The 26,581-nt window shown below is 76.1% G+C and carries 16 protein-coding genes; 13 read left to right on the top strand and 3 right to left on the bottom strand.

The features are described 5' to 3' along the window. Nucleotides 1–27 precede the first annotated feature (27 nt). Entirely contained in the window at nt 28–1,281 is a 1,254-nt protein-coding gene (locus ACIF8T_RS25655) for a serine/threonine-protein kinase (RefSeq protein WP_400038440.1), read from the bottom strand. 119 nt (nt 1,282–1,400) lie between these two features. Continuing rightward, nucleotides 1,401–3,125: a serine/threonine-protein kinase gene (locus tag ACIF8T_RS25650; RefSeq protein ID WP_400038439.1), complete on the bottom strand. Its 1,725-nt coding sequence runs from the start codon at nt 3,123–3,125 to the stop codon at nt 1,401–1,403. 388 nt (nt 3,126–3,513) lie between these two features. Here ACIF8T_RS25650 and ACIF8T_RS25645 point away from each other — a divergent pair, with 388 nt between their 5' ends. From ACIF8T_RS25645 to ACIF8T_RS25605, 9 genes are all read left to right on the top strand, one after another. Continuing rightward, on the top strand, nt 3,514–7,383 hold the full coding sequence (locus tag ACIF8T_RS25645) for an FHA domain-containing protein (protein ID WP_400038578.1): 3,870 nt from the start codon (nt 3,514–3,516) through the stop codon (nt 7,381–7,383). Nucleotides 7,384–7,825: 442 nt separating this feature from the next. After that, nucleotides 7,826–9,226, top strand: coding sequence for an ABC transporter substrate-binding protein (locus tag ACIF8T_RS25640; protein WP_400038438.1), 1,401 nt, complete (start codon nt 7,826–7,828; stop codon nt 9,224–9,226). A 4-nt stretch (nt 9,227–9,230) separates the two neighbouring features. After that, a complete protein-coding gene (locus tag ACIF8T_RS25635) occupies nt 9,231–10,577 on the top strand; it encodes a carbohydrate ABC transporter permease (protein ID WP_400038437.1) in 1,347 nt (448 codons plus the stop codon). Further along, nucleotides 10,574–11,491: a carbohydrate ABC transporter permease gene (locus tag ACIF8T_RS25630; RefSeq protein WP_400038436.1), complete on the top strand. Its 918-nt coding sequence runs from the start codon at nt 10,574–10,576 to the stop codon at nt 11,489–11,491. The genes ACIF8T_RS25635 and ACIF8T_RS25630 overlap by 4 nt, the downstream gene beginning before the upstream one ends. A 153-nt stretch (nt 11,492–11,644) precedes the next feature. Then, entirely contained in the window at nt 11,645–13,909 is a 2,265-nt protein-coding gene (locus ACIF8T_RS25625; RefSeq protein ID WP_400038435.1) for a CDP-glycerol glycerophosphotransferase family protein, read from the top strand. Nucleotides 13,910–14,052: 143 nt separating this feature from the next. Beyond that, nucleotides 14,053–16,299, top strand: coding sequence for a CDP-glycerol glycerophosphotransferase family protein (locus tag ACIF8T_RS25620; RefSeq protein WP_400038434.1), 2,247 nt, complete (start codon nt 14,053–14,055; stop codon nt 16,297–16,299). Between the two features lies 1 nt (nt 16,300). Further along, nucleotides 16,301–18,523 (top strand): CDP-glycerol glycerophosphotransferase family protein, encoded by a 2,223-nt coding sequence (locus tag ACIF8T_RS25615; protein ID WP_400038433.1) that lies wholly within the window; start codon nt 16,301–16,303, stop codon nt 18,521–18,523. Next, nucleotides 18,520–19,788, top strand: a complete 1,269-nt coding sequence (locus ACIF8T_RS25610) for a hypothetical protein (protein WP_400038432.1) — start codon at nt 18,520–18,522, stop codon at nt 19,786–19,788. Before ACIF8T_RS25615 ends, ACIF8T_RS25610 begins: the two co-directional genes overlap by 4 nt. A 77-nt stretch (nt 19,789–19,865) precedes the next feature. Continuing rightward, the gene (locus ACIF8T_RS25605; RefSeq protein WP_400038431.1) at nt 19,866–21,437 is read left to right on the top strand and encodes a hypothetical protein; all 1,572 of its coding nucleotides are present in this window, start codon (nt 19,866–19,868) and stop codon (nt 21,435–21,437) included. Here ACIF8T_RS25605 and ACIF8T_RS25600 read toward each other — a convergent pair. Further along, nucleotides 21,427–21,840, bottom strand: a complete 414-nt coding sequence (locus ACIF8T_RS25600; RefSeq protein ID WP_400038430.1) for an organic hydroperoxide resistance protein — start codon at nt 21,838–21,840, stop codon at nt 21,427–21,429. The genes ACIF8T_RS25605 and ACIF8T_RS25600 overlap by 11 nt on opposite strands. Before the next feature lie 132 nt (nt 21,841–21,972). Here ACIF8T_RS25600 and ACIF8T_RS25595 point away from each other — a divergent pair, with 132 nt between their 5' ends. From ACIF8T_RS25595 to galE, 4 genes are all read left to right on the top strand, one after another. Further along, entirely contained in the window at nt 21,973–22,458 is a 486-nt protein-coding gene (locus tag ACIF8T_RS25595; RefSeq protein ID WP_400038429.1) for a MarR family winged helix-turn-helix transcriptional regulator, read from the top strand. Nucleotides 22,459–22,537: 79 nt separating this feature from the next. Continuing rightward, nucleotides 22,538–23,776, top strand: a complete 1,239-nt coding sequence (locus ACIF8T_RS25590; RefSeq protein WP_400038428.1) for a glycosyltransferase 87 family protein — start codon at nt 22,538–22,540, stop codon at nt 23,774–23,776. Between the two features lie 46 nt (nt 23,777–23,822). Further along, nucleotides 23,823–25,436: a glycosyltransferase gene (locus ACIF8T_RS25585; protein WP_400038427.1), complete on the top strand. Its 1,614-nt coding sequence runs from the start codon at nt 23,823–23,825 to the stop codon at nt 25,434–25,436. Nucleotides 25,437–25,500: 64 nt separating this feature from the next. Then, entirely contained in the window at nt 25,501–26,490 is a 990-nt protein-coding gene (gene galE / locus ACIF8T_RS25580) for a UDP-glucose 4-epimerase GalE (RefSeq protein WP_400038426.1), read from the top strand. Nucleotides 26,491–26,581: the final 91 nt, after the last annotated feature.

The raw sequence follows: 26,581 nt of genomic DNA, 5'->3' as shown, positions 1-26,581 counted from the left end.
GGCGCCGGTTCCGGGAGGCGTCGCAGGTCAGGGGCTTGCCGGGGCCGAGTTGTGGGTGTCCTGGGGGGTGGCGTCCGCGTCGTCGCCGGAGGTGGCCAGCCAGGTGCCGACGCCCACCGCGGCGGCCAGCGCCACCGCCCCCGCGCCGAGTGCCACCCGGCGCCGCCGGGTCGCCGCCCGGTTGCGGGCGCTGCCCGGACGCGGGGCGCCCGCGGCGCGCGGCGCGCGGGCCGTGCCCCGCGCTCCCCCGGCCAGCTCGTCGGGCGCCGGCACCCGCATCGACGTGTGGGTGTCCCGGTTGGAGTCGGCCGGCTTCGCCCCCGGCACCAGCGGGACCGCGCCGCGCCGGCGGGCCGGTGCCCCGGCGCCCGGCGCGGGGCCGGCGGCCGGCGCCGGCTCGTCCCGCGGCTCCTCGGCCGCCTCGGTGTCCGGTTCGTCGACGTCCAGCGGCGGCATGCCCGCCAGCATCGGCAGCAGCTCCCGCAGCCGGGCCGCCAGCTCGGAGGCCCGCAGCCGGGAGGCCGGCGCCTTGGCCAGGCACTGCACGAGCAGCTGCCACAGCTCGTCGGGGATGCCGGGCAGGGGGACGACCGTCTCGGTGACGTGGCGGCGCAGGACCGCGCCCGGGTGGCCCCCGCCGAACGGCGTGAAGCCCGCCAGCAGCTCGTACAGGACCGTGGCCAGCGCGTAGATGTCGACCGACGCCCGGGGCGGGAGGCCCTCCACGATCTCGGGCGCCAGGTAGTCGGGCGTGCCGATGATCTTCGTGGCCCGGGTCCGGCGCGGGGTGTCGATGAGCTTGGCCACCCCGAAGTCCGTCAGCAGGGCGCGGTGGGAGCCGCCCGGCCCGAGCGGGCCCTGCATGTCCAGCAGGACGTTCTCGGGCTTGACGTCGCGGTGGACGACCCCGGCGGCGTGCGCCGCCGCCAGGCCGTCCGCGACGTCGGCGGCGATCGCGACCGCCGCCTCGGGGGCGAGCCGCCGGTCGCGCTCCAGCCGGGTCCGCAGGTCCGTGCCCCGGACGAGGTCCATGACCAGGGCGAGGTCGTTGCCGTCGACGACGAGGTCGCGCACGGAGACGACGTTGGGGTGCTCCAGGCCGAGCAGGGCCGTGCGCTCCTGGACGAAGCGCCCCACGAGTTCCTCGTCGGACGCGAGGTCCTCCCGCAGCAGCTTGATGGCGACGGGCCCCTCCGGCCCCTCGCCCAGCCACACCGTGCCGGCGCTGCCCCGCCCGAGGATCTGGTGGGCGGTGTACCGGCTGCCGATCTTCCGTGCCAAGGCTGCTCCTACCGACGCGTGTTGTCGTCAAAACTACGCGTACGACGAACCAACCTTCACAGCGGAGGCGGAAATCACCCGCCGGATGTCGACAAGTCTCCGGACTTGCCGCTGCGGACTCACTGCTGCGGCGAGCTGTTGCCCAGCTCCTCGATCCAGCCGGTGATGTCGCCGAACCAGTCGCTGAGTTGCGCCCAGTAGCTCTTGCCCGTGCCGATCCAGTCCTGCAGCGGGCTCAGCTCCCAGATCAGCCAGCCCGCGACGAACAGGATGACGAGCGTGAACAGGCAGCCCTTGAGGCAGCCCAGCCCGGGGATCCGCATCGGGTTGGCGCTGCGCTGCCGCGGCGGCCGGGGCTCGCGCGCGGGCCGCTGCGGCTCCGGCGGCGCGGGCGGGGCGTACCGCTGCGGCTGCGGCTGCTGGGGGCGCGGAGCGTACGGCTGCGGCTGGTGTTGGCCGTAGCCCGGGGCGGGCGGGGGCTGCTGCTGCCGCCGCTGGGGCTGACGGGGCTGGGGCTGGGACTGGCGCGGCTGCTGCTGGCGCGGCTGCTGCTGGGGCCGGGCCACCTGCCGCTGGGGGCGGCGGCGCAGCGGGTCCTCGTTCGGGTCGAGGTACTGGACCTGCGTCTGCTCGTTGCGGTCGCGGGCCGCGCGCAGCTGGTTCTGCCAGGGGTGCGGCTCCTGCTGGCCGGGCGGGCCCTGCTGCCCGGGCGGGCCGGGCGGCACCGGCGGCATGACGGCGGTGGGGTCGGCCGCGCCCCGGTTCGGCAGGACGGCGGTGGGGTCGGCGGCGCCGGCCGGGCCGCCGGTCTGCGGCAGGACGCTGGTCGCGGCGTTGGGGTCGTACGACCCCGCGCCCTGCGGCAGCACCTGCGTCGGGTCGGCGTCGCCGGAGCCGCCGGGGGCGCCCGGGACGCCCGGTACGGGGGCGGGCGCCGGGTCGGGCACGAGCAGCGCGCCGACGTTCTCGGCGGCGGCGATCTGCGCGGAGTTCGCGTGCACGCCGATGCCCTCGGCGACGACCCGCAGGCCGCGCGCGAGGTTGACGGCGCTGGGCCGCTCGTCGGGGTTCTTGCGCAGGCAGCGCTCGATGACCGTCCACAGCGGGTCGGGGACGGTGGAGGGGCGGCGCGGCTCGGCGCTCAGGTGCTGGTGCAGCACCTCCAGGGCGGAGCCGCCGGCGAACGGCGGGCGGCCGGTGACCAGTTCATAGAGCAGGATGCCGGCGCCGTAGATGTCGACGGCGGAGGTCTGCGGGCGGCCCTCGGCGGACTCGGGCGCCACGTACGCGGGCGTGCCGACGAACTCGTGGGTGCGGGTCAGGCCCGGGGAGTCGGCCAGCCGGGCGATGCCGAAGTCGGTCAGCATCGGGTGCATCCGGTCGCCGTTCTGCGCGAGCAGGACGTTGGCCGGCTTCAGGTCGCGGTGCACCACGCCGTCGGCGTGGCTGGCGGCGAGCGCGTCGGCGATCTGGGCGGTCAGCAGCGCGGCGGCCACCGGCGTGAACGGGCCGTTCTCGCGCAGGTGGCGGTGCAGGTCGGGACCCTCGACGAGGTCCATGACCAGCGCCAGCAGGTCACCCTCGACCACCAGGTCGCGGACCCGGACGATGTTGGGGTGGGTGAGCCTCATCAGGACGGAGCGCTCCCGCAGGAAGCGCATCACGACGTCGGCGTCGTTGGCGAGCTCCTCCTTGAGGACCTTGATCGCCACGGTCTCGCCGGGCTGTCCGGGCACGGCCGCCTCGGCGCCCGCGGTCTCCCGCTGGCGGGCTCGCCAGACGGTGCCCGTGGCGCCGCGTCCGAGCGGCTCCTCGAGCAGGTACTTGCTGCCGACTGGCCGCACGTCACGCGCTCCCTGCTGCTTGCCTTGCCTGTTCGCCTGTGTTCCGAACCACTGTAGTGCCGTGGTGCGCGGGACCGGGCTGTCGTCTTCCTGTGGGTCGCGCCCTCCGCGGTCCCGCTCACGTACGTACGCCTTCCCGCACACGTTCGAAGGAAAGACGCTCACCCCGGTCCCGAGGTTGCCGAAAGCAGGCGTGACCGATCTCAAGCGGTCGCCGGTGGGCCCTCTCCCCGGCACTTTTGCGGGCAGAGCCGACCAATCAAGATCACTTGTTCCCGAGAGGCGGGCGCGTTGTCAGTGACAGGTGCGAGGATGCCTGCAGTACTGGCCGACGTGCTCGTGCGGGGTGGGGGACTCCGTGCCCGTGCAGAAGGGACCGCTGACGGCGATGCAGATCCGGCTGACCGTCGTAGACCCGCTGGGCCCGCCCCCTTCGGCGCGGGACCGCGCCGCGCGCTGCGACGTGCTGGTCACGGCACCCGCCGGCACCGCCCTGGCCGCGGTCGCGTCGGCACTCGCCTCGGCGGTCTCCGGCGAAGGCTCCGGCTCCCCCGTGCTGTACGCGGGGGAGCAACGGCTGGACGCCCAGCGCTGCACGCTCGGCGAACCCCCGCTGACCGACGGCGCGGTGCTGTCGGTGGGCGCCCCGGGCGAGCCCGAGCCGCACCCCGAGCTGGCCGACGCCCCGGCCCAGCTCCGGATCGTCGCGGGTCCCGACGCGGGCGGGGTCCACCTGCTGCACGGCGGTGAGATCCGTGTCGGCCGCTCGGCCGACGCCGACGTCCCGCTCGACGACCCGGACGTCTCCCGGCTGCACTGCGCGGTGACCGTCGCCGCCGACGGCCGCGTCTCGGTCGTCGACCTCGGCTCCACCAACGGCACGGCCCTGGACGGCAGGCGTGTGGGGCCCCGTCCGGTCCGCTTCGCGCCGGGCGCCCTGCTGCGGATCGGCGAGTCGGCCCTGCGGCTGGCTCCCGCCGGGGGGCCGGGCGCCCGCGTGGAGACGGCTCCGGACGGCGAGGGGCACGTGCGCGTGCCCGTTCCCCCGGCCGGGGCGGCGTCCGCCGCGCCCGGCGTCCCCTCCGGCCCCGCGCCGCACGCCTACGGCTCGGCGGGCTGGGGCGTCCCCGCCCCCGCCGCGGGCGGACACGGGCCGGGCTCCGGCCCGTCGCCCGTGGTGCCGGGGCAGGGCAGGGCGCCCCGGGTCGAGAGCCGGGGAGTGGATCTGCCGGGAGCGGCCGGCCCTCCGGGGGGCCTGGCGCGTCCGGGGGGCGCGGAGGGTGCTCCGCGTACCGGGTCGCCCGGGGGCGGGGCGGGGACCGGGGCCGCGGGAGGCGCCGGGCACCCGGCCCCCGGTGGTTCCGGCGAGGGCTCCGCGTACCCGGCCCCCGGTGGTTCCGGCGGGGGCTCCGCGTACCCGGCCCCCGGCGGTTCCGGCGGAGGTCCGGGGTATCCCGCTCCCGGTGGTTCCGGCGCGCGGGACGGTCGTGCGCGCGGCGCGGTGCCGGGGGCGCCCGGGGACGGTGACACCCACGGCGGGCGGTCCCCGTACGCCGCGGCGGCCGGCGGCCCGGCTTCCCGGCCGGCGGCCGAGGACCCGCGCTCCGGCGCGGCGGCCCGCGGCGGCCCCGGGCCGCGCGGCTTCGCCGCGGACCCGTACGGTGCCGGCCTCGACCCGTACGGTGCCGCCCTGGACCCCTACGGTGCCGCCCTGGACGCGCACGGTCCGGCCCTCGGCCCGCACGGCTTCGCACCGCACCCGTCGGTGGACGGCGACGCGGCGGCCGGGCGCGAGGGACGCGACGGCGGCCGCACCGGAACTCCCCCGCAGGGGACCGAGGTGCCGCCGGGCGGACGCCGGCGGGGCGGGCTCACCGCGTGGGCACGGCGGCTGGCCGGGGGCCGCGGGGAAGCGGAGGCGGCCGGACCCGGTGCGTACGGCGACGAGGCCGCGGGCGCGGCCGAGGAGCCCGTGACCGTGGCACCGCCCGTGCGGGAGACCTGGCCGGACCCCGCCGCGCTGCTGCTGACGGCACTGGGTCCGGGACCGCGGCTGTGGGAGCGCGGGCCGGGACACCCGGAGGCGCTCGCGGTGCGGCTCGGCACGGCCGACCGGGCGGCGCCCGACGGCTCGGGCCTGCTGCCCGCGGTGCCGGTGACCACGGGGCTGCGCGAGGTCGGGGCCCTGGGCCTGGCCGGTCCGCGCGAACGGCTCACCGGGCTGGCCCGCGTGGTGCTGGCCCAGCTCGCCGCGCTGCACTCCCCCGACACCCTGGAGATCGTCCTAGTCAGCGCGGACGGCCGCCGTCCCGTGGCGGAGCGGACCGCCGAGTGGTCCTGGCTGGGGTGGCTGCCGCACGTCCGCCCGGGCCACGGCCAGGACTGCCGCCTGCTGCTCGCCTACAACCCCGAACAGGCCGCCGCCCGCACCGGCGAACTGCTGCGCCGCCTGGAGGACCTCGCGGCGCAGGCCGCGCCCGGCCCCGGCATCCCGGCGCAGGCCGCGCCCGGCGGCCCGGCGCGCACCGCTGCCGGCATCCCGGCCCAGGCGCAGCACGGCGCTCCCGGCGGCCCGGTCCCGCAGGACCCGTCCCGCGGTCCCGTCCGGCGCCCGTCCTGGGCCCGGGACGACACCGGCGGGGACGGCACGGGCGGCTTCCCCGGGCCGTACACCGTCGTCGTCGTGGACGGGGACCCCGGCGGTGCCGACCTGCGCGAGGCGGTGGCGCGGCTGGCCCTGGAGGGGCCGCGGGCCGGGATCCACCTGCTGTGCCTCGCCGAGACGGCCGCCGCCTCCCCGGCCTCGCCGGTGACGGAGACGTACGAGGCGGCCTGCGCGGTGTCCCCGGGGTTCCGGGAGTGCGGTGCCGTCGCGCTGCTCAGCGGGGACGTGGCCACGGCCCTGCGGGTGATGCGCGTGGCGCGCACCGGACGGGAGACCGCCGTGCCGGGCGGGCATCCGGCGCCCGGCCCGATCAGCCACGGCACCGTCGCCACCGTCGACGCCGTCTCCCTCCCGTGGGCCGAGCGGTTCGCGCGGGCGCTGGCGCCGCTGCGGCCGGACGGCTCCGCCGGGGAGCGGCACGCGCGGGTGTCCGCTCCGCTGCCGCAGGCCGCGCGCCTCCTCGACGAGCTGGGGCTGGCGCGGGCCACGCCCGCCTCCCTGATGGCGCGCTGGGCGGACGCGGCCGACGACCCGGCGGCGCTCGGCGGGCGGGTGTGCGCCGTGCTGGGCGCCGGGCCGCGCGGGCCGGTCGCCGTGGACCTGGCGGCCGAGGGGCCGCACCTGCTGGTCGAGGGACCGGCGGGCAGCGGACGGACCGAGCTGCTGCGGGCCGTGGTCGCGTCGCTGGCCGCCGCCGAGCGGCCCGACCGCCTGGGCATGGTGCTGGTGGACGGCCGCGGCGGCAGCGGCGCGGCCGACGGGCCCGGCGACGGACTGCGCGTGTGCACCGACGTGCCGCACGTCACCACCCACCTCACCGCCAACGACCCCGTGCGCATGCGGGAGTTCGCCCAGTCCCTGACCGCGGAGCTGAAGCGGCGCGCCGAGCTGCTGGGGCGGTCCGACTTCACCGAGTGGCACACCGGCAGGGAGCTGTCCGGCCGGATGGTCGCCCAGCGCACGGCGGCGACCCGCGGGGCCGCGGCGGCCCCGGACCACACCGGGGACCTGGAGGCGCCGCCCAGTTCGACGATCCGGCTGCGGCCCGGAGGCGCCCGGCCGCAGACGCGGACCGCTCCGCCGCTGCCCCGGCTCGTGGTGGTCGTGGACGACCTGGACGCGCTGGTCTCCCCCGCGCTCGGATCACCCGGACGGCCCGCGGCCGGTTCGGTGATGCGCGCGCTGGAGGCCGTGGCCAGGGAGGGCGAGCGGCTGGGCGTGCACCTCGTGGCGGCGACCGGCCCCGGGGGCCGCACGGAGCAGACCGAGCCGGCGCGGCGGGCCGCCGTGCGCGTCACGCTGGACGCGCCGGTGCCGGGCCCGGAGCAGCCGGCCCCCGGGCGCGGGCGCCTGACCGGCGCGGACGGGCGGGTCACCGCGTTCCAGGGCGGGCGGGTCACCGGCCGCATCCCCCGCACGGCGACGCTGCGCCCGACGGTGGTGCCGCTGGAGTGGCACCGCATGGGCGATCCGCCGGCCCGCCGGCCGGTGCGGGAGCTGGGCAACGGGCCCACGGACCTGGCCCTGCTCGCCAGCGCGCTGGAACGGGCGTCGCGCGAGGTCGCGGCCGTGAAGGTGCCGTCGCTGTTGTAGGGCGGGGGGCGGTCGCCGGCGCGGGACGGGCGGGAGGGCGTGGTCGCTCGCCGACGCCCGGCGCGCGCGGGGGTGCCGTGCCCCGCAGTGCCGCGTACCGCTGCCGTGTACCGGTGTCGGTGCCGCGTGCGCCGGTGTCGCGTACCGCTGCCGCGCGCCAAGGGGCCGTCCCGCTCCAGCCCGCGCAGCCGATCGCGGAAGTCCCGCACCCCGGGTGCCGCAGCCCCCGTGCCGCAGCCCCCGTGCCGGAGGACACTGTGGCCGGGGGACGGCCGGGCGCGGCCGTCCCCCGGCGCGGCGCGTCACGACGCGGTCACGATCCCCGCCTTGACAGCGGACGCGCTCTTGCCGACCCGACCCCCCGGGCGTACACCAGATCGCACGGGACAGATCGCACGGGACAGCGCTCGACGTTCGACGAGGAACGAAGAACGGGGCAGTGATGCGCAGGACGAGCAGCACCATCCGGACACGCAGGTCTCCCAGGCGCTCCACGGCGGGCAGGGCCGCAGCCGCCCTCGTGGCGGGGGCCCTCGCGTTCACGCTGACCGCCTGCGGCGGTGACGACGACGGCGGGGACACCGACACGGGCGGCGGAGGTGCCCAGGAGACCGGGACCACCGTCACCCTCCCCGAGTTGAAGGGCCAGAGCCTGGAGGTCGCCGCCGTGTGGACGGGCGCCGAGCAGGCCAACTTCAAGAAGGTCCTCGCCGAGTTCGAGAAGCGCACGGGCGCCAAGGTGACCTTCGTGCCCGCGCAGGACCCGATCGTCAACTTCCTCGGCTCGAAGATCGCGGGCGGCCAGCCGCCGGACGTCGCGCTGCTCCCGCAGCCCGGCGCGATCAAGCAGGCCGTGGAGCGCAAGTGGGCCAAGCCGCTGGGCAGCGCGGCGCGGGAACAGCTCGCCAAGAACTACGCGCAGGGCTGGCAGGACATCGGCAAGGTCGACGGCGAGCAGTACGGCGTCTACTACAAGGCCGCCAACAAGTCGCTGGTCTGGTACAACGCCCAGGTCTTCGAGAACGCGGGGGCGCAGGAGCCCAAGACCTGGGACGACCTGGTCGCCACCGCGCAGACGGTGTACGACTCCGGTGTCACCCCGTTCTCGGTCGGCGGCGCCGACGGCTGGACGCTGACCGACTGGTTCGAGAACGTCTACCTCTCGCAGGCGGGCCCGGAGAAGTACGACCAGCTGGCCAAGCACGAGATCAAGTGGACGGACCGGTCCGTCGCGGACGCGCTGACCACGCTGGCGGAGATCTGGGGCAAGAAGGACTTCGTCGCGGGCGGCGCGAACGGCGCGCTGCAGACCGAGTTCCCGGCCTCGGTGACGCAGACCTTCACGGGCGGGGACCAGCCCAAGGCCGGCATGGTCTTCGAGGGCGACTTCGTGCAGGTCAACATCGGCGAGACCGAGGCGAAGGTCGGCACGGACGCGAAGGTGTTCCCGTTCCCGGCGGTGGGCGACACCGCGCCGGTGGTCACCGGCGGGGACGCGGCGGTGATCCTGGAGGACTCCGAGGCGGCCCAGGCGCTGGCCACCTTCCTCGCCTCCCCGGACGCGGCGACCGTCCAGGCCGGGCTGGGCGGGTACCTGTCGCCCAACAAGAGCGTGCCGAACGACGCGTACCCGAACGAGGTGCAGCGGCGCATCGCCAAGGCGCTGATCGACGCCGGCGACGACGTCCGCTTCGACATGTCCGACCAGGCCCCGCAGGCGTTCGGCGGCACGCCCGGCAAGGGCGAGTGGAAGGCCCTCCAGGACTTCCTGAAGAACCCGCAGGACGTCGCGGGCACGCAGCGGAAGCTGGAGGCCGACGCGGCCGCCGCGTACGGGGGCTGACGCCATGGCGTCGGATCCGGCGGCAGGGATCCCCGCGGCCCCTGCCGCTCCGCAGTCGCGCAGGAGCGTGACGGGCACCCGCAGGACGGTGGCGGCGCTGTTCCTGCTGCCCGCCCTGGTGCTGCTCGGCGCGCTCGTGGTCTACCCGATCGGGTACTCCGTCGTCCGCAGTTTCTACGACCAGTCCGGCGACGGCCTCGCCGGGTTCGACAACTACGAGGCGCTGTTCACCGACGAGGGCATCCGCACCGCCCTGAAGAACAACATCATCTGGGTGGTGTTCGCGCCGACGGTCGCCACGGCGCTCGGCCTGGTCTTCGCGGTGCTGACCGAACGGGTGCGCTGGGGCACGGCGTTCAAGCTGGTCGTCTTCATGCCGATGGCGATCTCGATGCTGGCGGCCGGCATCATCTTCCGCCTGGTGTACGACCAGGACCCGGACAAGGGCGTCGCCAATGCCGTGTGGGTGGGCGTCCACGACACCTTCGCCCCGTCGTCGGCGTTCCCGAAGGCGCACCCGGGCCGCGAGTCGCCGCTGGAGGCGGCCGGCGGGGGCGCGTTCGTCACCAGGGAGCCGGTGCGCACCGGGCAGGTCGTCCGCCTGCCCCTGGTGGGCGTCGCCCCCGACCTGATGCCCGGCGACGCGAAGGAGGCCGCGGCGGCGGAGCCCGAGCCGGGCCGGATCACCGGCACGACCTGGCAGGACTTCACCCGCGGCAAGGGCGTCGGCACGCTCAACGGCGTCGACCCGGCCGAACAGGGCTATCCGGGCATGAGGATCGAGGCGGTCAGGGACGGCCGGGTGGTGGAGACGGCCACGGCCGCCGCCGACGGCACGTTCTCCCTGTCGTCGAAGGCCGACGGGGCGCTGCTGCGGCTGCCGGCCGACAACTTCAAGGAGCCGTACAACGGCCTGGACTGGCTGGGTCCGTCGCTGGTCACGCCCGCCGTCATCGGCGCGTACATCTGGATGTGGGCGGGGTTCGCGATGGTGCTGATCGCGGCGGGGCTCGCGGGCGTGCCCCGGGAGCTGCTGGAGGCCGCCCGGGTCGACGGCGCGAACGAGTGGCAGGTGTTCCGGCGGGTCACGGTGCCACTGCTGGCGCCGGTCCTCGCGGTCGTCACCGTCACGCTGATGATCAACGTGCTGAAGGTCTTCGACCTGGTCTTCATCATCGCCCCGGGCTCCTCCCAGGACGACGCCAACGTCCTGGCGCTGGAGCTGTACCGCAAGGGCTTCTCCGAGGACCAGCCGGGCATCGCGAGCGCCATCGCGGTGTTCCTGCTGCTGCTGGTGATCCCGGTGATGTGGTTCAACATCCGTCGGCTCAGGCGGGAGGTGCGGCGATGACCGCGGACACCGGCACGCCCGGCAAGGCGGCGCCGCCGCCCCGGGCCCCCGTGCGGGCGCGGCGGCAGTCACTGGGCGCCCGGCTCGCCGAGGGCGTCGGCGGCGGCGCGGTGCGGGTGTTCCTGGTCGTCGTCGGCCTGTTCTGGCTGGTCCCGACGATCGGCCTGCTGCTGGCCAGTCTGCGCACGCCGCAGGACATGGCGGCGGACGGCTGGTGGAACGTCCTGACCGAGCCCTCGCAGCTCACCTTCGACGCCTACCGGCGGCTGCTGGAGAACGACGACATCACCGGCTCCCTGCTGAACACGGTGTACATCACCGTCCCGGCGACGGTGCTGGTGGTGGTGATCGGCTCCCTCGCGGGCTACGCGTTCGCGTGGATGGAGTTCCCCGGCCGCGACTGGTGGTTCCTGGGCGTGGTCGGCCTGCTGGTGGTGCCGGTGCAGGTGGCGCTGATCCCGATCGCCGAACTCTTCGGCGGGATCGGCATCTTCGGGTCCCTGACCGGCGTGGTCCTCTTCCACGTGGGCTTCGGCCTGCCCTTCGCGGTGTTCCTGCTGCGGAACTTCTTCGCGGAGATCCCCCGGGAGCTGCTGGAGGCGGCCCGGCTGGACGGCGCCGGTGAACTGCGCCTGTTCCTGCGGGTCGTGATGCCGCTCGGCGGACCGGCGATCGCCTCGCTGGGCATCTTCCAGTTCCTGTGGGTGTGGAACGACATGCTGGTCGCGCTGATCTTCACCGACTCCGGCAGCCAGCCGATCACGGTCGCCCTGCAGACGCAGGTACGGCAGTTCGGCAACAACATCGACGTGCTGGCACCCGGCGCGTTCATCTCGATGGTGATCCCGCTGGCCGTGTTCTTCGCGTTCCAGCGGCAGTTCGTGTCCGGTGTGATGGCGGGCGCGGTCAAGTAGCCCTGGTCACAGGGCGGTCGAGCGGGAGGCGGGCCCCCACCGGCCCGCCTCCCGGCGTGTCCCCGGTGTCCCCCGTATGCAGCAGCGTCCGTAACCAGGACGGCGCATCGGCCGTTCCCGGGCCGAACGCCCGCGCCGACCGATGGATGCCCCTTGCCCAGGTTCAGTGTCATTGTCCCCGCGTACCAGGTCCAGGCGTACCTGCACGAGTGCCTGGAATCGGTGCTCTCCCAGTCGTATCCCGATCTCGAGGTCGTCGCCGTCGACGACCGCTCGCCGGACGCCTGCGGCGCGATCATCGACGAGTTCGCCGCGCGCGACCCGCGCGTGCGGGCGGTCCACCTGTCCGAGAACACCGGCCTCGGGCCCGCCCGCAACGCGGGCGTGGCGCGGGCGACGGGCGACTACCTGGTCTTCCTCGACGGCGACGACACGCTGACGCCCGACGCGCTGCGCTCGATCGCCGACCGGCTGAAGGAGACCGGCGAACCCGACGTCCTGGTCTACGACTACGCGCGCACGTACTGGACGGGCGAGGCCGTCCGCAACCAGGCCGCGGCCCAGCTCACCGAGCAGGGCCCGGCCCCGTTCCGCCTGGAGGACCGGCCGGGCCTGCTGCGGCTGCTGATGGTGGCCTGGAACAAGGCCTACCGGCGGGAGTTCGTCGAGGAGGCCGGGTTCGCCTTCCCGCCCGGCTACTACGAGGACACCCCCTGGACCTACCCGGTGCTGATGAGCGCGGAGACGATCGCGACCCTGGACCGGGTGTGCGTGCACTACCGGCAGCGGCGCCGGGGCAGCATCCTGCGCACCACCAGCGAGCGGCACTTCGACGTCTTCGACCAGTACGACCGGGTCTTCGCGTACGTCGCGGAGCGGCCCGGGCTGGAGCGGTGGCGGCCGGTGCTCTTCCGCCGCATGGTCGAGCACCTGGTGACGGTGTACGCGCGGCCGGACCGGCTGCCGCGGGCCTCGCGCGCGGAGTTCTGGCGCCGGGCCCGCGCCCACTACCGCCGCTACCGCGCCCCGGGCGCCGCCGTCCCGCTGCGGTCCCGCGCCCACCACGTCCTGATGCGCCTGGGCCTGCGCCGCACCTACGCGGCGCTGCGGTGGGCGTCGGCCCGGCGGCGCGGGACGGCCCGGCTCGCGGGCGCGGCCCTGGAGTCCCTGCGCTCCGCGGCGCTGCGGCTGCACTACCGCGTCCAGCGCTGCCTGCCGCTGCGTGCCGAGGCGGTGTTCACCGCCCACGACGGCCGCGGCCACGGCTGCAGCCCGGGCGCGCTGGAGGAGGCGTTCCGCACCTACGCCCCGCACCTGCGCACGGCGTGGGTCGCCCGCCCCGAGCACCACCACACGATCCCGCCGGGCACCCGCCGCCTGACCCCGGGCACGGCCGCCCACTGGACGTCCCTGGCCCGCGCCAGGTACCTGGTGTGCAACGCGGAGTTCGACCCCCGCCTGGTCAAGCGCCCCGGCCAGGTCCTGGTCCAGACGCAGCGCGGCACCCCGCTCAAGCACATGGGCCTGGACCTGCAGGACCGCCCGGCGGCGGCCCGCGGCACGGACTTCGGCGAGCTGCTGCGCCAGGTCGACGCCTGGGACTACGTGGTGTCCGCCAACCGCCACTCCACGCTGACCTGGGAGCGGGTCCACCCCGGCCGCTACACGACGCTGGAGTACGGCTGCCCCCGCAACGACGTCTTCCAGCGGGCGACGGAGGCGGACGTGGCGCTGCTGCGCGAGTCCCTCGGCATCCCGGAGGGCTCGGTGGCGATCCTGTACGCGCCGACCCACCGCGACTACCGCCGCACCCAGCGCGTGGCCCTGGACCTGGAGCGGGTGGTGCGGCGGCTGGGTCCGCGCTTCGTCGTCCTGGCCCGCCCGTTCCCCCACCGGTCCGGCGGCCCGCCGGTCACCGGTTCGGACCGGGTCGTCGACGTCTCCGGCCACCCGAGCGTCGAGTCGCTGTGCCTGGCCTCGGACGCCCTGGTCACCGACTACTCGTCCCTCATGTTCGACTACGCGGGCCTCGACCGGCCGATCGTGATCCACGCCGACGACCGGGAGGCGTACGAGGCGGCCCGCGGCACCTACTTCGACCTGCGTTCCTTCCCGCCGGGCGCGGTCGCCCGCAGCGAGGACGAGCTGATCGACATCTTCGCCACCGGGCACTGGCGCGGCTCGCGCTCCACGCAGCTGCGCTCGGCCTTCCGCGAGCGCTTCTGCCCGTACGACGACGGCCACGCCGCCGAGCGCGTCGTGCGGCACGTGGTGCTGGGGCAGCGGGACGTGCCGCCGGTGGTGCCGCTGGAGGAGCGCCGCCCGGCGCCCTCGGCCGCCGCCTCGCTGGCGCGGTCCCCGCTGGCGACCGTGCCGCAGCAGTCCGCCGCCGCCCTGCCCGTCACCGACCGCGTCTGACCGCCGTTTCCACTCCGGGAGTCCGTATGCCCCCCAGCTCGTCGCGGCCCGCCCCGTCCCGGCCGCCCACCGTGCGGCCGACGGGGCGGCCCGGCCGCCGCCCCCTGGTCTGAGAGCAGCAGGACCACGACAGAAAGAGCAGAATGCCCCGCTTCAGCATCATCGTCCCGTCCCACGGAGTCGCGGGCCGCCTGTCCCAGGCGCTGGACTCGGTCCTCGCCCAGTCCTTCGGCGACTTCGAGCTGATCCCGGTCTGCGAGGGGGGTGCCCCCGGTCCGGGCGGCGCCGGGAACGCGGGGGTGTCCGGCTCGCCCGCGGCGGACGTCGTCGCCCGGCACGCCGGGCGGGACTCCCGGGTGGCGCCCGTGCACTCCCCCGCGTCGGCCGGTCTGGCCGGGGCGCGCAACACCGGGATGCGGGCGGCGACCGGCACGTACCTGCTGTTCCTCGACGGCGACGACGTGCTGGTGCCGGGGGCGCTGGCGGAGCTGGACGCCCGCCTGGCGCGGACGGGCGAGGTCGACGTGCTGCACTTCGAGCACGAGCGCGTCCCCTGGTGGGAGGGCGAGCCGGCCAACCCGGCCGCCCCGCTGCTGAAGGGCGCGCCGGACGGGGCGTTCGCCCCGGACCGGGCGCCCGGCCTGACCGGCGTGCTGCTGCCGGCGTGGAGCGCCGCCTACCGCCGGGCGTTCGTCGCCGAGCGGCGGCTGGCCTTCCCCGACGGGCACTTCACGGACGTCGGCTGGGGCGGTCTGGCCGTGCTGGGCGCCGAGCGGATGGCGGTGCTGCGCTCGGTCGTGGTCCGGCACCTGGTGCGGCGGCAGGGCAGCCGGCTGAACCAGCCCGGCGAGCACCACGCCGAGCTGCTGGACCAGGCCGGGCTGGTCCTCGACCGCGCCGCCGGGGCGGGGCTGCCGCCCGAGCGGTCGGGCCCGCTGTTCGAGCAGTTGTTCGCCCTGATCCTGAAGACGGCCGCGCACCCGCGGCGGCTGCCGGCCGGGCGGCGCGCCTTCTTCCGCCGGGCGAGCGCGCTGTACCGGCGCCACCGCCCGGCCGGCTTCCATCCGCCCGGCGGCAGCCTCGGCGTGCAGCACCGGCTGCTGGCGGCCGGCGCGTACACGGCGTTCCACGCCCTGCGCGGCGGCAACCAGGCGGCGTCGGCGGCGGCCGGGCGCCTGCCCCGCCCCCAGGGGCTGCGCACCCGCCTGCTGTACCAGGCCCAGCTGCGCCGGCCGCTGGACCCGCACCTCGCCGTGTACTGCGCGTACTGGGGCCGCGGTTACGCCTGCAACCCGGCCGCGATCCACGCCAAGGCCCGCGAACTCGCCCCGCACATCCGCTCGGTGTTCCTGGTGGAGGCCGGCCAGGAGCACACCCTGCCGCCGGGCGTCGAGCACGCGGTCATCGGCGGCCGCCGCTACTGGGAGGTGCTCGCGAGGGCGACCTACCTGGTCAACAACGCCAACTTCGCGGAAGGCGTGGTCAAGCGGCCCGGCAGCGTGCACCTGCAGACCCAGCACGGCACCCCGCTGAAGACGATGGGCGTCGACCAGTCGACGTACCCGGTGGTCGCGGCGGCGACCGGCAGCTTCGCCAGGCTGCTGGGCCGCGTGGACCGCTGGGACTACAACCTCTCCGCCAACCGCCACTCCACCCAGATGTGGGAACGCGCCTTCCCCGGCTCCTACGAGCAGCTGGAGTACGGCTATCCGCGCAACGACGTGTATTACACGGCGACCGCCGCGGACGTGGCCCGCGTCCGCGCGGAGCTCGGCGTCCCCGAGGGCAGCACCGCCGTGCTGTACGCCCCGACCCACCGCGACTACCGCACCGGCTTCGAGACGGGCGGACTGGACCTGGAGGCGTTCTGCGCGGCGGCCGGCGAGGACGTCGTGGTGCTGCTGCGCGCCCACTACTTCTACGACCGGGGCGGGCGGGCCGGCGGCGGCGGCCGGGTCATCGACGTGACCGCGCACCGCTCCTCGGAGGAGGTGTGCCTGGCCGCCGACGCGCTGGTCACCGACTACTCGTCGATCATGTTCGACTACGCCAACCTGGACCGGCCGATCGTCGTGTACGCCGACGACTGGGACGTCTACCGGGAGACGCGGGGCGTCTACTTCGACCTGATGGCCGCGCCGCCCGGCCCGGTCGCCCGCACGCCGGAGGAGCTGGCGCGGGTGTTCCGGGACGGGTCGTACGCGGACGCCGCGTCGGCCGCGCGGCGGACCGCCTTCCGGGAGCGGTTCTGCGAGTTCGACGACGGCCGGGCCGCCGAGCGGGTGGTGCGCCGGGTGTTCCTCGGCGAGCCGCCCGAGGCGATCGCGCCGGTGCTGCCCCTCGCCGAGCGCGTCCCCGCCCCCGCCGCGACGACCCTCGTAAGGAGCTGACGTGCCGCGTTTCAGCATCATCGTGCCCTGTTTCCGGGTGCAGGGCTTCCTGCGCGAGTGCCTGGACTCGGTCCTCGGGCAGTCGTACCGGGACGTCGAGGTCATCGCCGTCGACGACTGCTCGCCGGACGGCACCGGCGCGATCCTCGACGCGTACGCGGAGCGCGACGAGCGGCTGCGGGTGCTGCACCTGCCGGAGAACGTGGGGCTGGGCCGGGCCCGCAACGCCGGGATGCCGCACGCCACCGGCGACTACCTCTTCTTCCTGGACAGCGACGACACCCTCACGCCGGGCGCGCTGCGCGCGATGGCCGACCGCCTCGACGAGACCGGCGACCCCGACGTGCTGGTCTTCGACTACGCCCGCACCTACTGGTGGGGCGGCACCCGGCGCAACGTCCTGGCGCACGTGCTCGCCGGAGCGGGCGCGGGCACCTTCACGGCCGCCGAGCGGCCCGAGGTCCTCGACCTGCTGATGGTGGTGTGGAACAAGGTCTACCGGCGGGACTTCGTCGCCCGGGAGGGCTTCGCCTTCCCGCCCGGCTACTACGAGGACACGCCCTGGACGTTCCCGGTCCTGCTCAGCGCCGGGCGGATCGCCGTGCTGGACCGGATCTGCCTGTACTACCGCCAGCGCCGCCGGGGCAGCATCCTGTCCACCACCAGCCGCAAGCACTTCGACGTCCACGAGCAGTACGAGCGGGTCTTCGCGTTCGTCGACGCCCGCCCGGCGCTCGCCGTCTGGCGGCCCCTCCTGCACGCCAAGATGGGCGAGCACTGCCTGGACATCCTCGCCAAGCCGGACCGGCTGCCGCCGTCCGACAAGGCCGAGTTCTTCCGCCGCACGGCCCGGATGTTCCGCGCGTACCGGCCGGAGGGCGCCGAGGTGCCCGCCGGGCTGCGGGTGCTGGAGGGCTCGTACCCGGCCTACGCCGTGCGGCGGCAGGCCGGGCGAGCCGCCCGCGAGCTGGGGCGGCGGGCCCGGCAGGCGCGCGGCGCGGCCCTGGGGCGGGCCGGCCGGGCCCGGTCCGCGCTCAACGCCCGCCGGCCGCTGGACCCGCACCTCGCCGTGTACTCGGCGTTCTCGCACCGGGGCGTGCTCGGCGACCCGGCGGCCGTCTACCACCGGGCCCGCGAACTCGCCCCGCACGTCCGGGGCGTGTGGGTGGTGGCCGACGAGGAGCGGGCGGCCCTGCTGCCCCCGGACGTGGAGCACGTGGTCCTCGGCTCCGCCGCCTACCGCCGGGTCACCGAGCGGGCCACGTTCTTCGTCAACAACGTCAACTGGCCGGGGACGCTGGCCAAACGGCCCGGCAGCGTGCACGTCCACACCCACCAGGGCACCCCGCTGAAGTTCATGGGCGCCGACCTGCTGGGCAAGCCCGGCGCGCGGCACGGCCTCGACGTGCCGCAGATGCTGCGCCGCGCGGACCGCTGGGACTACAGCCTGGTCGCCAACCGGTACTCGGAGCTGGTGTGGGAGCGGGCGTACCCCTGCCACTTCACCTCGCTGCGCACCGGCAGCCCGCGCAACGACGTCCTCGTGAACGCCGGGTCCCGGCACGGCCGGGAGGTCCGCGCCCGGCTCGGCGTCCCGGCGGACCACACGGTGGTGCTGTACGCGCCGACCCGCCGCGAGTACCGCCGGGGCGGGCACGTGGACCGGATCGACCTGGCCCGGTTCGCCGCAGACCTGGGCGACGGCCACACCCTCGTCGTCCGGCTGCACCCGTCCCTGGCCACCGGTCCGGCCCGCGGCCTGGGCCTGTCCGAACTGCACCGGCGGGGCGTGCTCGTCGACGCCACGGACGAGCCGTGCGTGGAGGACCTGATGCTCGCCTCGGACGTGCTGGTCACGGACTACTCGGCCCTGATGTTCGACTACGCCGTGCTGGACCGGCCGATCGTCGTGCACGCCGACGACTGGGGCGCGTACGCGGCGAGCCGGGGCACCTACTTCGACGTCACCGCCGAGCCGCCGGGCCACGTCTCCCGCTCCTACCGGGAGCTGGCGTGGCTGTTCGGCTCCGGGACGTGGCGGGACGAGGAGGCGGCCCGGCTGCGGGCCGCGTTCCGGGAGCGGTTCTGCGAGTTCGACGACGGGCGGGCCGCCGAGCGGGTCGTGCGCACGCTGCTGCTCGGCGAGCCGATGCCCGCGCCGGCGGCGGTCCGCGGCGCGCTGCCCGCCCCCGCGGCCGGCCGGTCCCTGCAGACGTCGTCATGAGGCCGCGCACCCGGGTGCTGCTGCTGGCCGCCCTGTTCGCCGTGCTCCAGCTCGCGAACGTCACCGGCCGGGCCACCCCCGACACCAAGAACTACATCGCGTACGCGCTGAGCCTGCGCGGCGAGGACAAGCGGTCGGCGGCGACCGCCACCATCGACTACTTCTGCGCGGGCAAGGCGTCGATGGCGCTGCGCAAGCAGAACGTGGACGTGGTGCGCTTCCACCGGCCGGACCCCGGGCCGCGGGTGAGGTCGGAGTGCGAGGCGCGGCAGTGGGGGCGGGTGGAGCCGCGGCTCGCGGCCGGACAGACCGGCGGGCACACCGTGCCGTTCATGCCGGAGCGCTTCATGCGGATCTTCGAGGCGCGGCCCGGCTACCCGGTGGTCCTCGTGCCGTTCGTGACGCTGTTCGGCGTGACGTGGGGCATCTGGGCGGCGAGCGTCGTCATCGCGGCCGCGGGCGGGGTCCTCGCCTTCCTGGTGCTGCGGACCCTGTCCGTGCCGGTGCCGCTCGCGCTGACCGGCCAGGCCCTGTTCTACGTCCTGCCGTGCGGGACGACCGCGATGCGCCCCATGACCGAGGGGCTGATGATGGCGCTCACCCTGGCGGCGCTGTGGGGCTGCGCGCTGGTGCTCCGGGGGCGGCGGACCGTGGCGGGACCGGCCCTGGTGGGCGGTGCGCTGGCGGCGCTGTTCACCGTCAAGCACTCGCAGGCGCTGTTCCTCGGGGTGTGCCTGGCGGCGGCGGGCGTGCTGCTCGCCGTCCGGCGGTGGCGGCGGGGCCGGGCGCCGGGGCGCGGCGTGGCGGCGATCGCGGGCGTGGGCTGCTGTGCCGCGCTGGGAACGGTGCTGATGGCGCGGGTGCTCGGCTACCCGTCCGCGTCGGAGAGCCTGCAGGACCTGCTGACCGGGCACTTCGCCCGCCCGGACCGGGCCGACCCGTGGCCGGAGTTCCTCCGGCTCCAGGGGAACTTCTGGGTGGAGTGGCTGCGGCGGCAGATGCGGGAGCCGCTGTTCGTGGCCTTCCTCGCGGCCGGTGCGTGGGGGGCGCGGCGGCGGCCCGCGTTCGGCGGCTTCCTGGTCGCGGCCGCCTTCACCGGCATCCTCACCCAGGCCGGGCACCCGGACGTGAACATCTGGGGCGAGCGGCTGATCGTGATGGTCTGGCTGCTGCCGGTGCTGGGCGTGCCGCAGCTGCTGGAGCCGGTGGTGCGGGGGCGGGTGGTGCCGCCGGCGCGGGAGCCGGCGGTCGGGCTCGCCCGATGAGGTGACAGCGGTCATGCCGTTGACCCGGGCGGGAACATACGGCAAATGCCTCAGACGCTCCGATCCCCCTCAGACCGGTGAGCGCCGGAGTCCTCACCCGGCGGACCCCGCGCGGCGTGACCGCGCTGCGCGGCGGCCGTCCCTGGCGCCCCACCCCCTACCAGGCCGCCGGCTTCCTGTTCTTCCTGCTGATGACGCTGGCGTACTGGCGCGTGCCGCTGTGCTGCGACGCCGGCCAGCACGCGGCGGTCGTCGAACGCCTGAAGGCCGACCTGCTGCGGCCGCGCCATCCGACGGCGGACCTGCCGGGCGCGGGCAGCCCTTATTACTCGCCGTACGCGGTGGCGCAGGGCGTCTTCGCCCGGCTGACCGGGTTCACCGGCTGGGAGGTGGTGAAGCTCGCCGGCCCGGTGAACCTGCTGGTGCTGCTGACCGGCCTCGGCCGGTTCGTGCGCGTGCTGTCCCCGCGGCCGTGGGCGCCGGTGCTGGCGCTGGGCGCGCTGACCCTGCTGTGGGGCACCGAGCGGGCCTGGTGGAGCGGCTACCTGGGCCTGATGTCGATGACGGGCAACCTCGGCTACCCGTCCGCGTTCGCCATCGGGCTGACCCTCTGGGCCTGGGCGCTGACCGGCGCGCGGGCCCGTGACGCCCGCCCGGTGCGGTACGCGGGCCCGGGCGCGCTGCGCGGCCCGTCCGGCCACGCGGGGCTCGGCGCGCTGTACGGGGTGATCCTGCTGGTCCACCCGATCACGTCGGTGGCGGCGATCCTGGGGGCCCTGGCGCTGGTCGCCGGGTGGCAGCGGCACTGGTGCGGCAGGCTCGCCGGCCGGTGGGCGCTGACCGCGGCCGCCGCCCTGCTCACGGCGGCGGTCTGGCCGTACTTCGACGCGCTCGCCCTGGCCGGGGACGCCAGCGTCGACGGGATGCACCGGCGGCTGTACGAGGGGCTCGGCGGGCGGTTCTGGCTGGTGCTGCTCGGGGTGCCGGCGCTGTGGCTGCGGGCCCGGCGCGGCTCGTGGCGCGATCCGCTGGTGCTGATGTTCGCCCTGGACTGCCTGGTGGTGGCGTACGGCTGGGTCAGCGGCCACTACACCTACGGCCGGATCCTCGGGCTGACGGTGGTGCCGGCGCAGGTGGCGCTGGCGGTGGAGCTGGCGGTGCCCCGGCCCTGGCCGGTCTGGCGGCGGCTGCTGGGCGGGGCCGCGGCGGCGGGGGCGTGCGCCGGGTTCCTCACGGTCCACGCGGGGGCGGTGGTGCCGCGCCCGCTCGACCCGGTCGGCTTCGCGCGACCGCCGCACTGGCCGACGTACGAGTGGGCCGCGCGGCACATCGAGCCCGGCGAGGCGGTGATCACCGACGGCTACTACGCCGTCCACGCGATCGCCGGGTACGGCGCGGACCTGGCCGCGCCCGCCTGGCCGGACGCGGCGCTGGACGAACGGGAGCGGCTGCGCCGCGCCGCCGACGTCCGCGCCTACCTCGCCCCGGGGTCGACCCGCGCCGAGCGCGCCGCGATCGCCCGCCGGTACCGCGTGCGCTGGCTGCTGCTGACGCGCTGGCACCCGGTGCCCGAGGAGGCGGTGGTGGTGGCGTGGAGCCGGCGGACGGGCGAGGTGCTGGCGCGGGTCGGCGGAGGCGCTACTCGATGACGAGGTCGACCGGGATGTTGCCGCGGGTGGCGTTGGAGTACGGGCAGACCTGGTGGGCCTGCTCGACGAGCTTGCGGCCGGTCGCCTCGTCCACGGACGCCGGCAGCTCGATGCGCAGGGTGACCGCGAGGCCGAAGCCCTCGCCCTGCTTGCCGATGCCGACCTCGCCGGTGACGGCGGCGTCGCTGACGTCCACCTTGGCCTGGCGGCCGACCAGGCCGAGCGCGCTGGCGAAGCAGGCGGCGTAACCGGCGGCGAAGAGCTGCTCCGGGTTGGTGCCCTGACCGTTGCCGCCGAGCTCCACCGGCGGGGCCAGCTGCACGTCCAGCTTGCCGTCGGAGGTGAAGGCACGGCCGTCGCGGCCGTGGGTGGCGGTGGCGACGGCGGTGTAGAGCGCGTCCATGGAAGAACCATCCCTCTCGAAGTCGTGACCGGGCGGCCGGGTTCCGAGGGTTCCGGCCGCCGCACGACCACAAGTAGAGCACACAATTCAGTTGTGCACAACTAAATGGTTCGCCGGCGCTATCCTGGAGGCATGGCCCCGACCCCGACGCCCGACGCCCCGCCGGCCCCCGACGCCGACTGGCTGCGCCTGGAGCACCAGATCTGCTTCTCCCTCCACGCCGCCTCGCGCGCCTTCGGCGGCGTCTACCGGGTGATCCTCAAGGACCTCGGGCTCACCTACCCGCAGTACCTGGTGATGCTGGTGCTCTGGGAGCACGGCACCCTGCCGGTCAAGCAGCTCGGCGCACACCTGCGCCTCGACTCCGGCACGCTGTCGCCGCTGCTCAAGCGGCTGGAGGCGGCCGGCCTGGTGCGGCGCGAGCGCAGCGCGCGCGACGAGCGCTCGGTCGAGGTGCGGCTGACCGGCGAGGGGGACGCGCTGCGCGAGCGGGCCCTGGAGGTGCCGCGCCGGATCGCGGCCGCGACCGGCTTCGGCGTCGACGAGATCCGCGACCTGCGCGCCCGCCTCGACCGGCTCACCACGGCCCTGGACGCGGCGGCCCTGGAGCAGCCGTAGCCGCTCTTTCGGCGCCTTTGCGGTGAAGGGCGGCGTATCGGCGGGATGACGGCTTTCGCCCGTCCTACCATCCGCCGTGATGAGACGTCGACTCCTCGCCCTCGCCGCCGCCTGGCTCGGCACCCGTGCCGTCATGCTCGGCCTGCTGGCCTCCTCCCACCTGCCCCTGCTCGGCGGGGGCGCCGCCGCACGCGAGGTCTGGCGCCTGTACCGCCACTGGTACGGGGCCTTGGCGCACGGCGCGTTCCCCTCCCAGGACCCGCTGTGGCAGTACCCGCCGGGCGCCGGCGCGGTACTGCTGGCGCCCGGGGCGCTGCCGTGGCTGACGTACTTCCAGGCGTTCGTCGCCCTGACCCTCGTCGCCGACGCGGCCGTCGCGGCGGCGCTGGCCCGCGCGGGGCTGCGCCCCGGTCGCAGCCTGCGCGGCGCCGCGCTGTGGACGGGCGGCCTCCCGCTGCTGCTGCACGTCCCGCTGGTCCGCCTCGACGTGCAGGTCACCGCGCTGGCCGTGGCCTCCCTGCTGACACTGACGCGCTCCCCGCGCGAGAGCGGGGGCTGGGCGGCGCTGGGCACGCTGGTGAAGGGCTGGCCGGCGCTGGTGCTGCTGGGCACGCCGCGGGGGCGGGCGACCCGCACGGCCTGGCACTGGGCGGCGGGCACCGGGGTCGTGGCGCTCGCGCTGCTGGCGACCTTCTTCACCCACCCGCTGTCCTTCCTGCGCCAGCAGGGCGACCGCGGGGTGCAGATCGAGTCGCTCGGCGGCACGGTGCTCTCCCTGGCCTCGCACGCCGGCTGGCGGGGCAGCGTCGGCTACCGGTACGGGGCGCTGGAGTACACCGGGCCGTACGTGGCGGCCGTCGCCGGCGTCTCCCTGGGGCTCACGGCGGCGGCCCTCGCGCTGCTGGCGCTCTGGCGGGTGCGGGCGGCCGTCTGGACGCCCGCGACGCCGTACGACGCCGCGCTGAGCGCGGTGCTGCTGTTCACCGTGACCAGCCGGGTGCTCAGCCCGCAGTACCTGGTCTGGCTGCTGGGCCTGGCCGCGGTGTGCCTGAGCTCGCGGCACACCGTGCAGCGCCCGGCGGCGGCGCTGATCGTGGCGGCGACGGCGGTCACCGCCGTGGTGTACCCGCTGCTGTACGACGAGGTCCGGGCGCACACCTGGACGGGCACCGCGCTGCTGCTCGTCCGCAACGGGCTGCTGGCCGCGGCCGCCGCGGTGGCCTTCGTCCGGCTGTGGCGCGCGGGCCGGCCCCGGCCGGAGGAACCGGACGGGACCGCCGCCGAGCGCGTCCCCCGCCGGGCCGCGAAGACGCCATAGCTGAACTTGTCGGGCATACTCGTGCGAAACCGGCACTTGGACGCCCATGAACGCTCCCGCCCCCCGGGTCGCCGTCGTCGTCATCGGCTACGACGACGCCGCCCACGTGACGGACGCCGTGCGCTCGGCGCTGGCGCAGGGCCCCGCCGTGCGCGAGGTCGTCGCCGTCGACGACTGCTCGGCCGACGGCAGCGCCGCCCTGCTCGCCCGGCTCGCCGCGGCCGAGCCGCGGCTGCGGGTGGTCCGCCTGCCGGCCAACAGCGGCGGCTGCGGCACCCCGCGCAACGCCGGGCTGGACGCGGTGACCTCGCCGTACGTCATGTTCCTGGACAGCGACGACGTCCTGCCGCCCGGCGCCGTCGACGCGCTGCTCGGCGCGGCGGACGAGGCGGACGCCGAGGTCGCGAGCGGGCTGTGCGTGCGGCGGGAACTGCCGTCGGGGCGCGAAGTGCCGTGGGAGGCGGAGCTGTACGCGGCGCGCGCCGTGATCACGCGCCCCGCGCTGCGCCCGCGCCTGGTCCACGACACCCTGTGCGTCAACAAGCTCTACCGCACCGCCTTCCTGCGCGCGCACGGCATCCGCTTCCCCGAAGGCCGCTTCCGCTACGAGGACTTCGTCTTCACCGCGCGGGTGCTGGCCGCCGCCCCGCGCATCGCCCTGGTCCCGGACCGGGTGTACGTGTGGCACGTGCGCCGGTCCGCCGAGCGGCTGTCGATCTCGCTGGACCGCGCGGACGTCGGCAACTGGCGGGCGCGGCTGCGGGCCTGCCGGCAGGTGGACGAGATCCTGCTGGGCGCCGGGCACAAGGAGCTGGCCCGGGCGGCACGCGCCAAGTTCCTCGACCACGAACTGCGGATGTACGTCCGCGAGCTGGGGTTGCGCGACCCGCGCCACCAGCGCGCGTGGTGGGACCTCACGCGGGCGCACCTCGCCGGGTACGACGCGGCCGACTGGGCGCGCAACCCGACCGCGCCCGGCCGGCTGATCGGCCGGGTCGTCCTGGCCTCCCCCGAGCCGCGCGACCTGCCCCGGCTGCGGGAGCTGGCGGCCCGGCCGGCCCGGCTGCGCCCGCCGTACGCCCGCGCGGCGGACGGCACCCCCGTCTGGTCGGACGACCTGCCCCGCATCACCCTGGAACCGCTGCTGACCCGGCCGGTCCGCCTCCTCCCGCTCGCCGTCGACGCGGAGGTGCGCCCCCGCGCGCGGGGCGCCCGCCGGCGGCTCCTGCTGCGGCTGCGCCTGCACGAGCTGTACGGACGGGTGGCGCGGGCGGGCCCGCGCACGGTGGAGGTGCGCTGGCGCCGCCGGGAGGACGAACGGACGGTCCCGTGCCGCACCGCGCACCTGGCGCCCGCCGGCGGCGGCACCTGGTCGGCGGAGACGGCCGTGGACCTCGCGGCGCTGGCCGCGCTCGGCGCGGGCACGTGGGACCTGCGCCTGCGGGTGTGCTTCGACGACGGCGCGAGCCGCGAGGTCACGGCGCACGCGCCGACGGGCGCCGGCGGGCTGCGCCGCCGCGCCGTGCCGAGCGCCCGGCACGGGGTGGTACTCGTACAGGCCTACGCCACGCACTCCGGCGCGCTGGCCCTGCGCGTCGCGCCCGGTGTCCGAGGCGTGCGGGCGGTCGCGGGCGCCAGGCTGCGCCGCCTGCTTCACTGAGAGCCGGGACACGCGGGCACGCACACGCACCGCTCCGGGCCAACTGACGAGGGGACGGTCGCACATGACCTGGTTGATCACCGGCGGCGCCGGCTACATCGGGGCGCACGTCGTACGCGCGATGGCCGAGGCGGGGGAGGAGACGGTCGTGTACGACGACCTGTCCACCGGGAACGCCGAGCGCGTGCCGGACGGGGTGCCCCTGGTGGTGGGTTCGACGCTGGACGGCGAGCGCCTGGCCCGGGTCCTGGCGGACCACCGCGTCACCGGGGTCGTCCACCTGGCGGCCAAGAAGCAGGTGGCCGAGTCGGTCGGCCTGCCGCTGCACTACTACCGGCAGAACGTCGAGGGCCTGCGCGTGCTGCTGGAGGCGGTGACGGCGGCCGGGGTGCCGACGTTCGTCTTCTCCTCCTCGGCTGCGGTCTACGGCATGCCGGACGCCGCCGCCGACGGCCTCGTCACCGAGGAGACGCCCTGCGCGCCGATGTCGCCGTACGGCGAGACCAAGCTGGCCGGCGAGTGGCTGGTCCGCGCGACGGGCCGGGCCGCGGGCCTGTCCACGGCGTCCCTGCGCTACTTCAACGTGGCGGGCGCGGCCCGCCCGGAGCTCGCGGACGCCGGGGTCTCCAACCTCGTCCCGATGGTGTTCGAGAAGCTGACGCAGAACGCGCCGCCGCGCATCTTCGGCGACGACTACCCGACCCCGGACGGCACCTGCGTGCGCGACTACATCCACGTCGTCGACCTCGCCGAGGCCCACGTGGCCGCGGCCCGCGCGCTGCGCGCCTCGCCCGGCCGCGACCTGACCCTCAACATCGGCCGGGGCGAGGGCGTCTCCGTGCGCGAGATGATCGACCGCATCAACGCGCTCACCGGCCACCACCGCCCGCCCACGGTGACCGCGCGCCGCCCCGGCGACCCGCCCCGCGTCGTCGCCTCCGCCGACCGCGCCGCCGCCGAACTGGGCTGGAAGGCCCGCCACGACGTCCAGGACATGATCACCTCGGCGTGGGAGGGCTGGGTCCGCCTGCACCCGGAGGCGGCGCGCGGCTAGGGGCTGTCGTTCGGATCAGGTCGCGGGGAATCGACTGTGTGTCGTCAGCGCCGGTGAGCGGGGCCCGGTGCGTGCGGCCGCAAGGCGGAGG

Origin of the sequence: Streptomyces sp. NPDC085946 (assembly GCF_044540485.1) — a bacterium.
In the GTDB taxonomy this organism is placed as follows: domain Bacteria; phylum Actinomycetota; class Actinomycetes; order Streptomycetales; family Streptomycetaceae; genus Streptomyces.
Note: the sequence above shows the minus strand (reverse complement) of the source record. Positions and strands in the feature narration are given on the sequence as shown.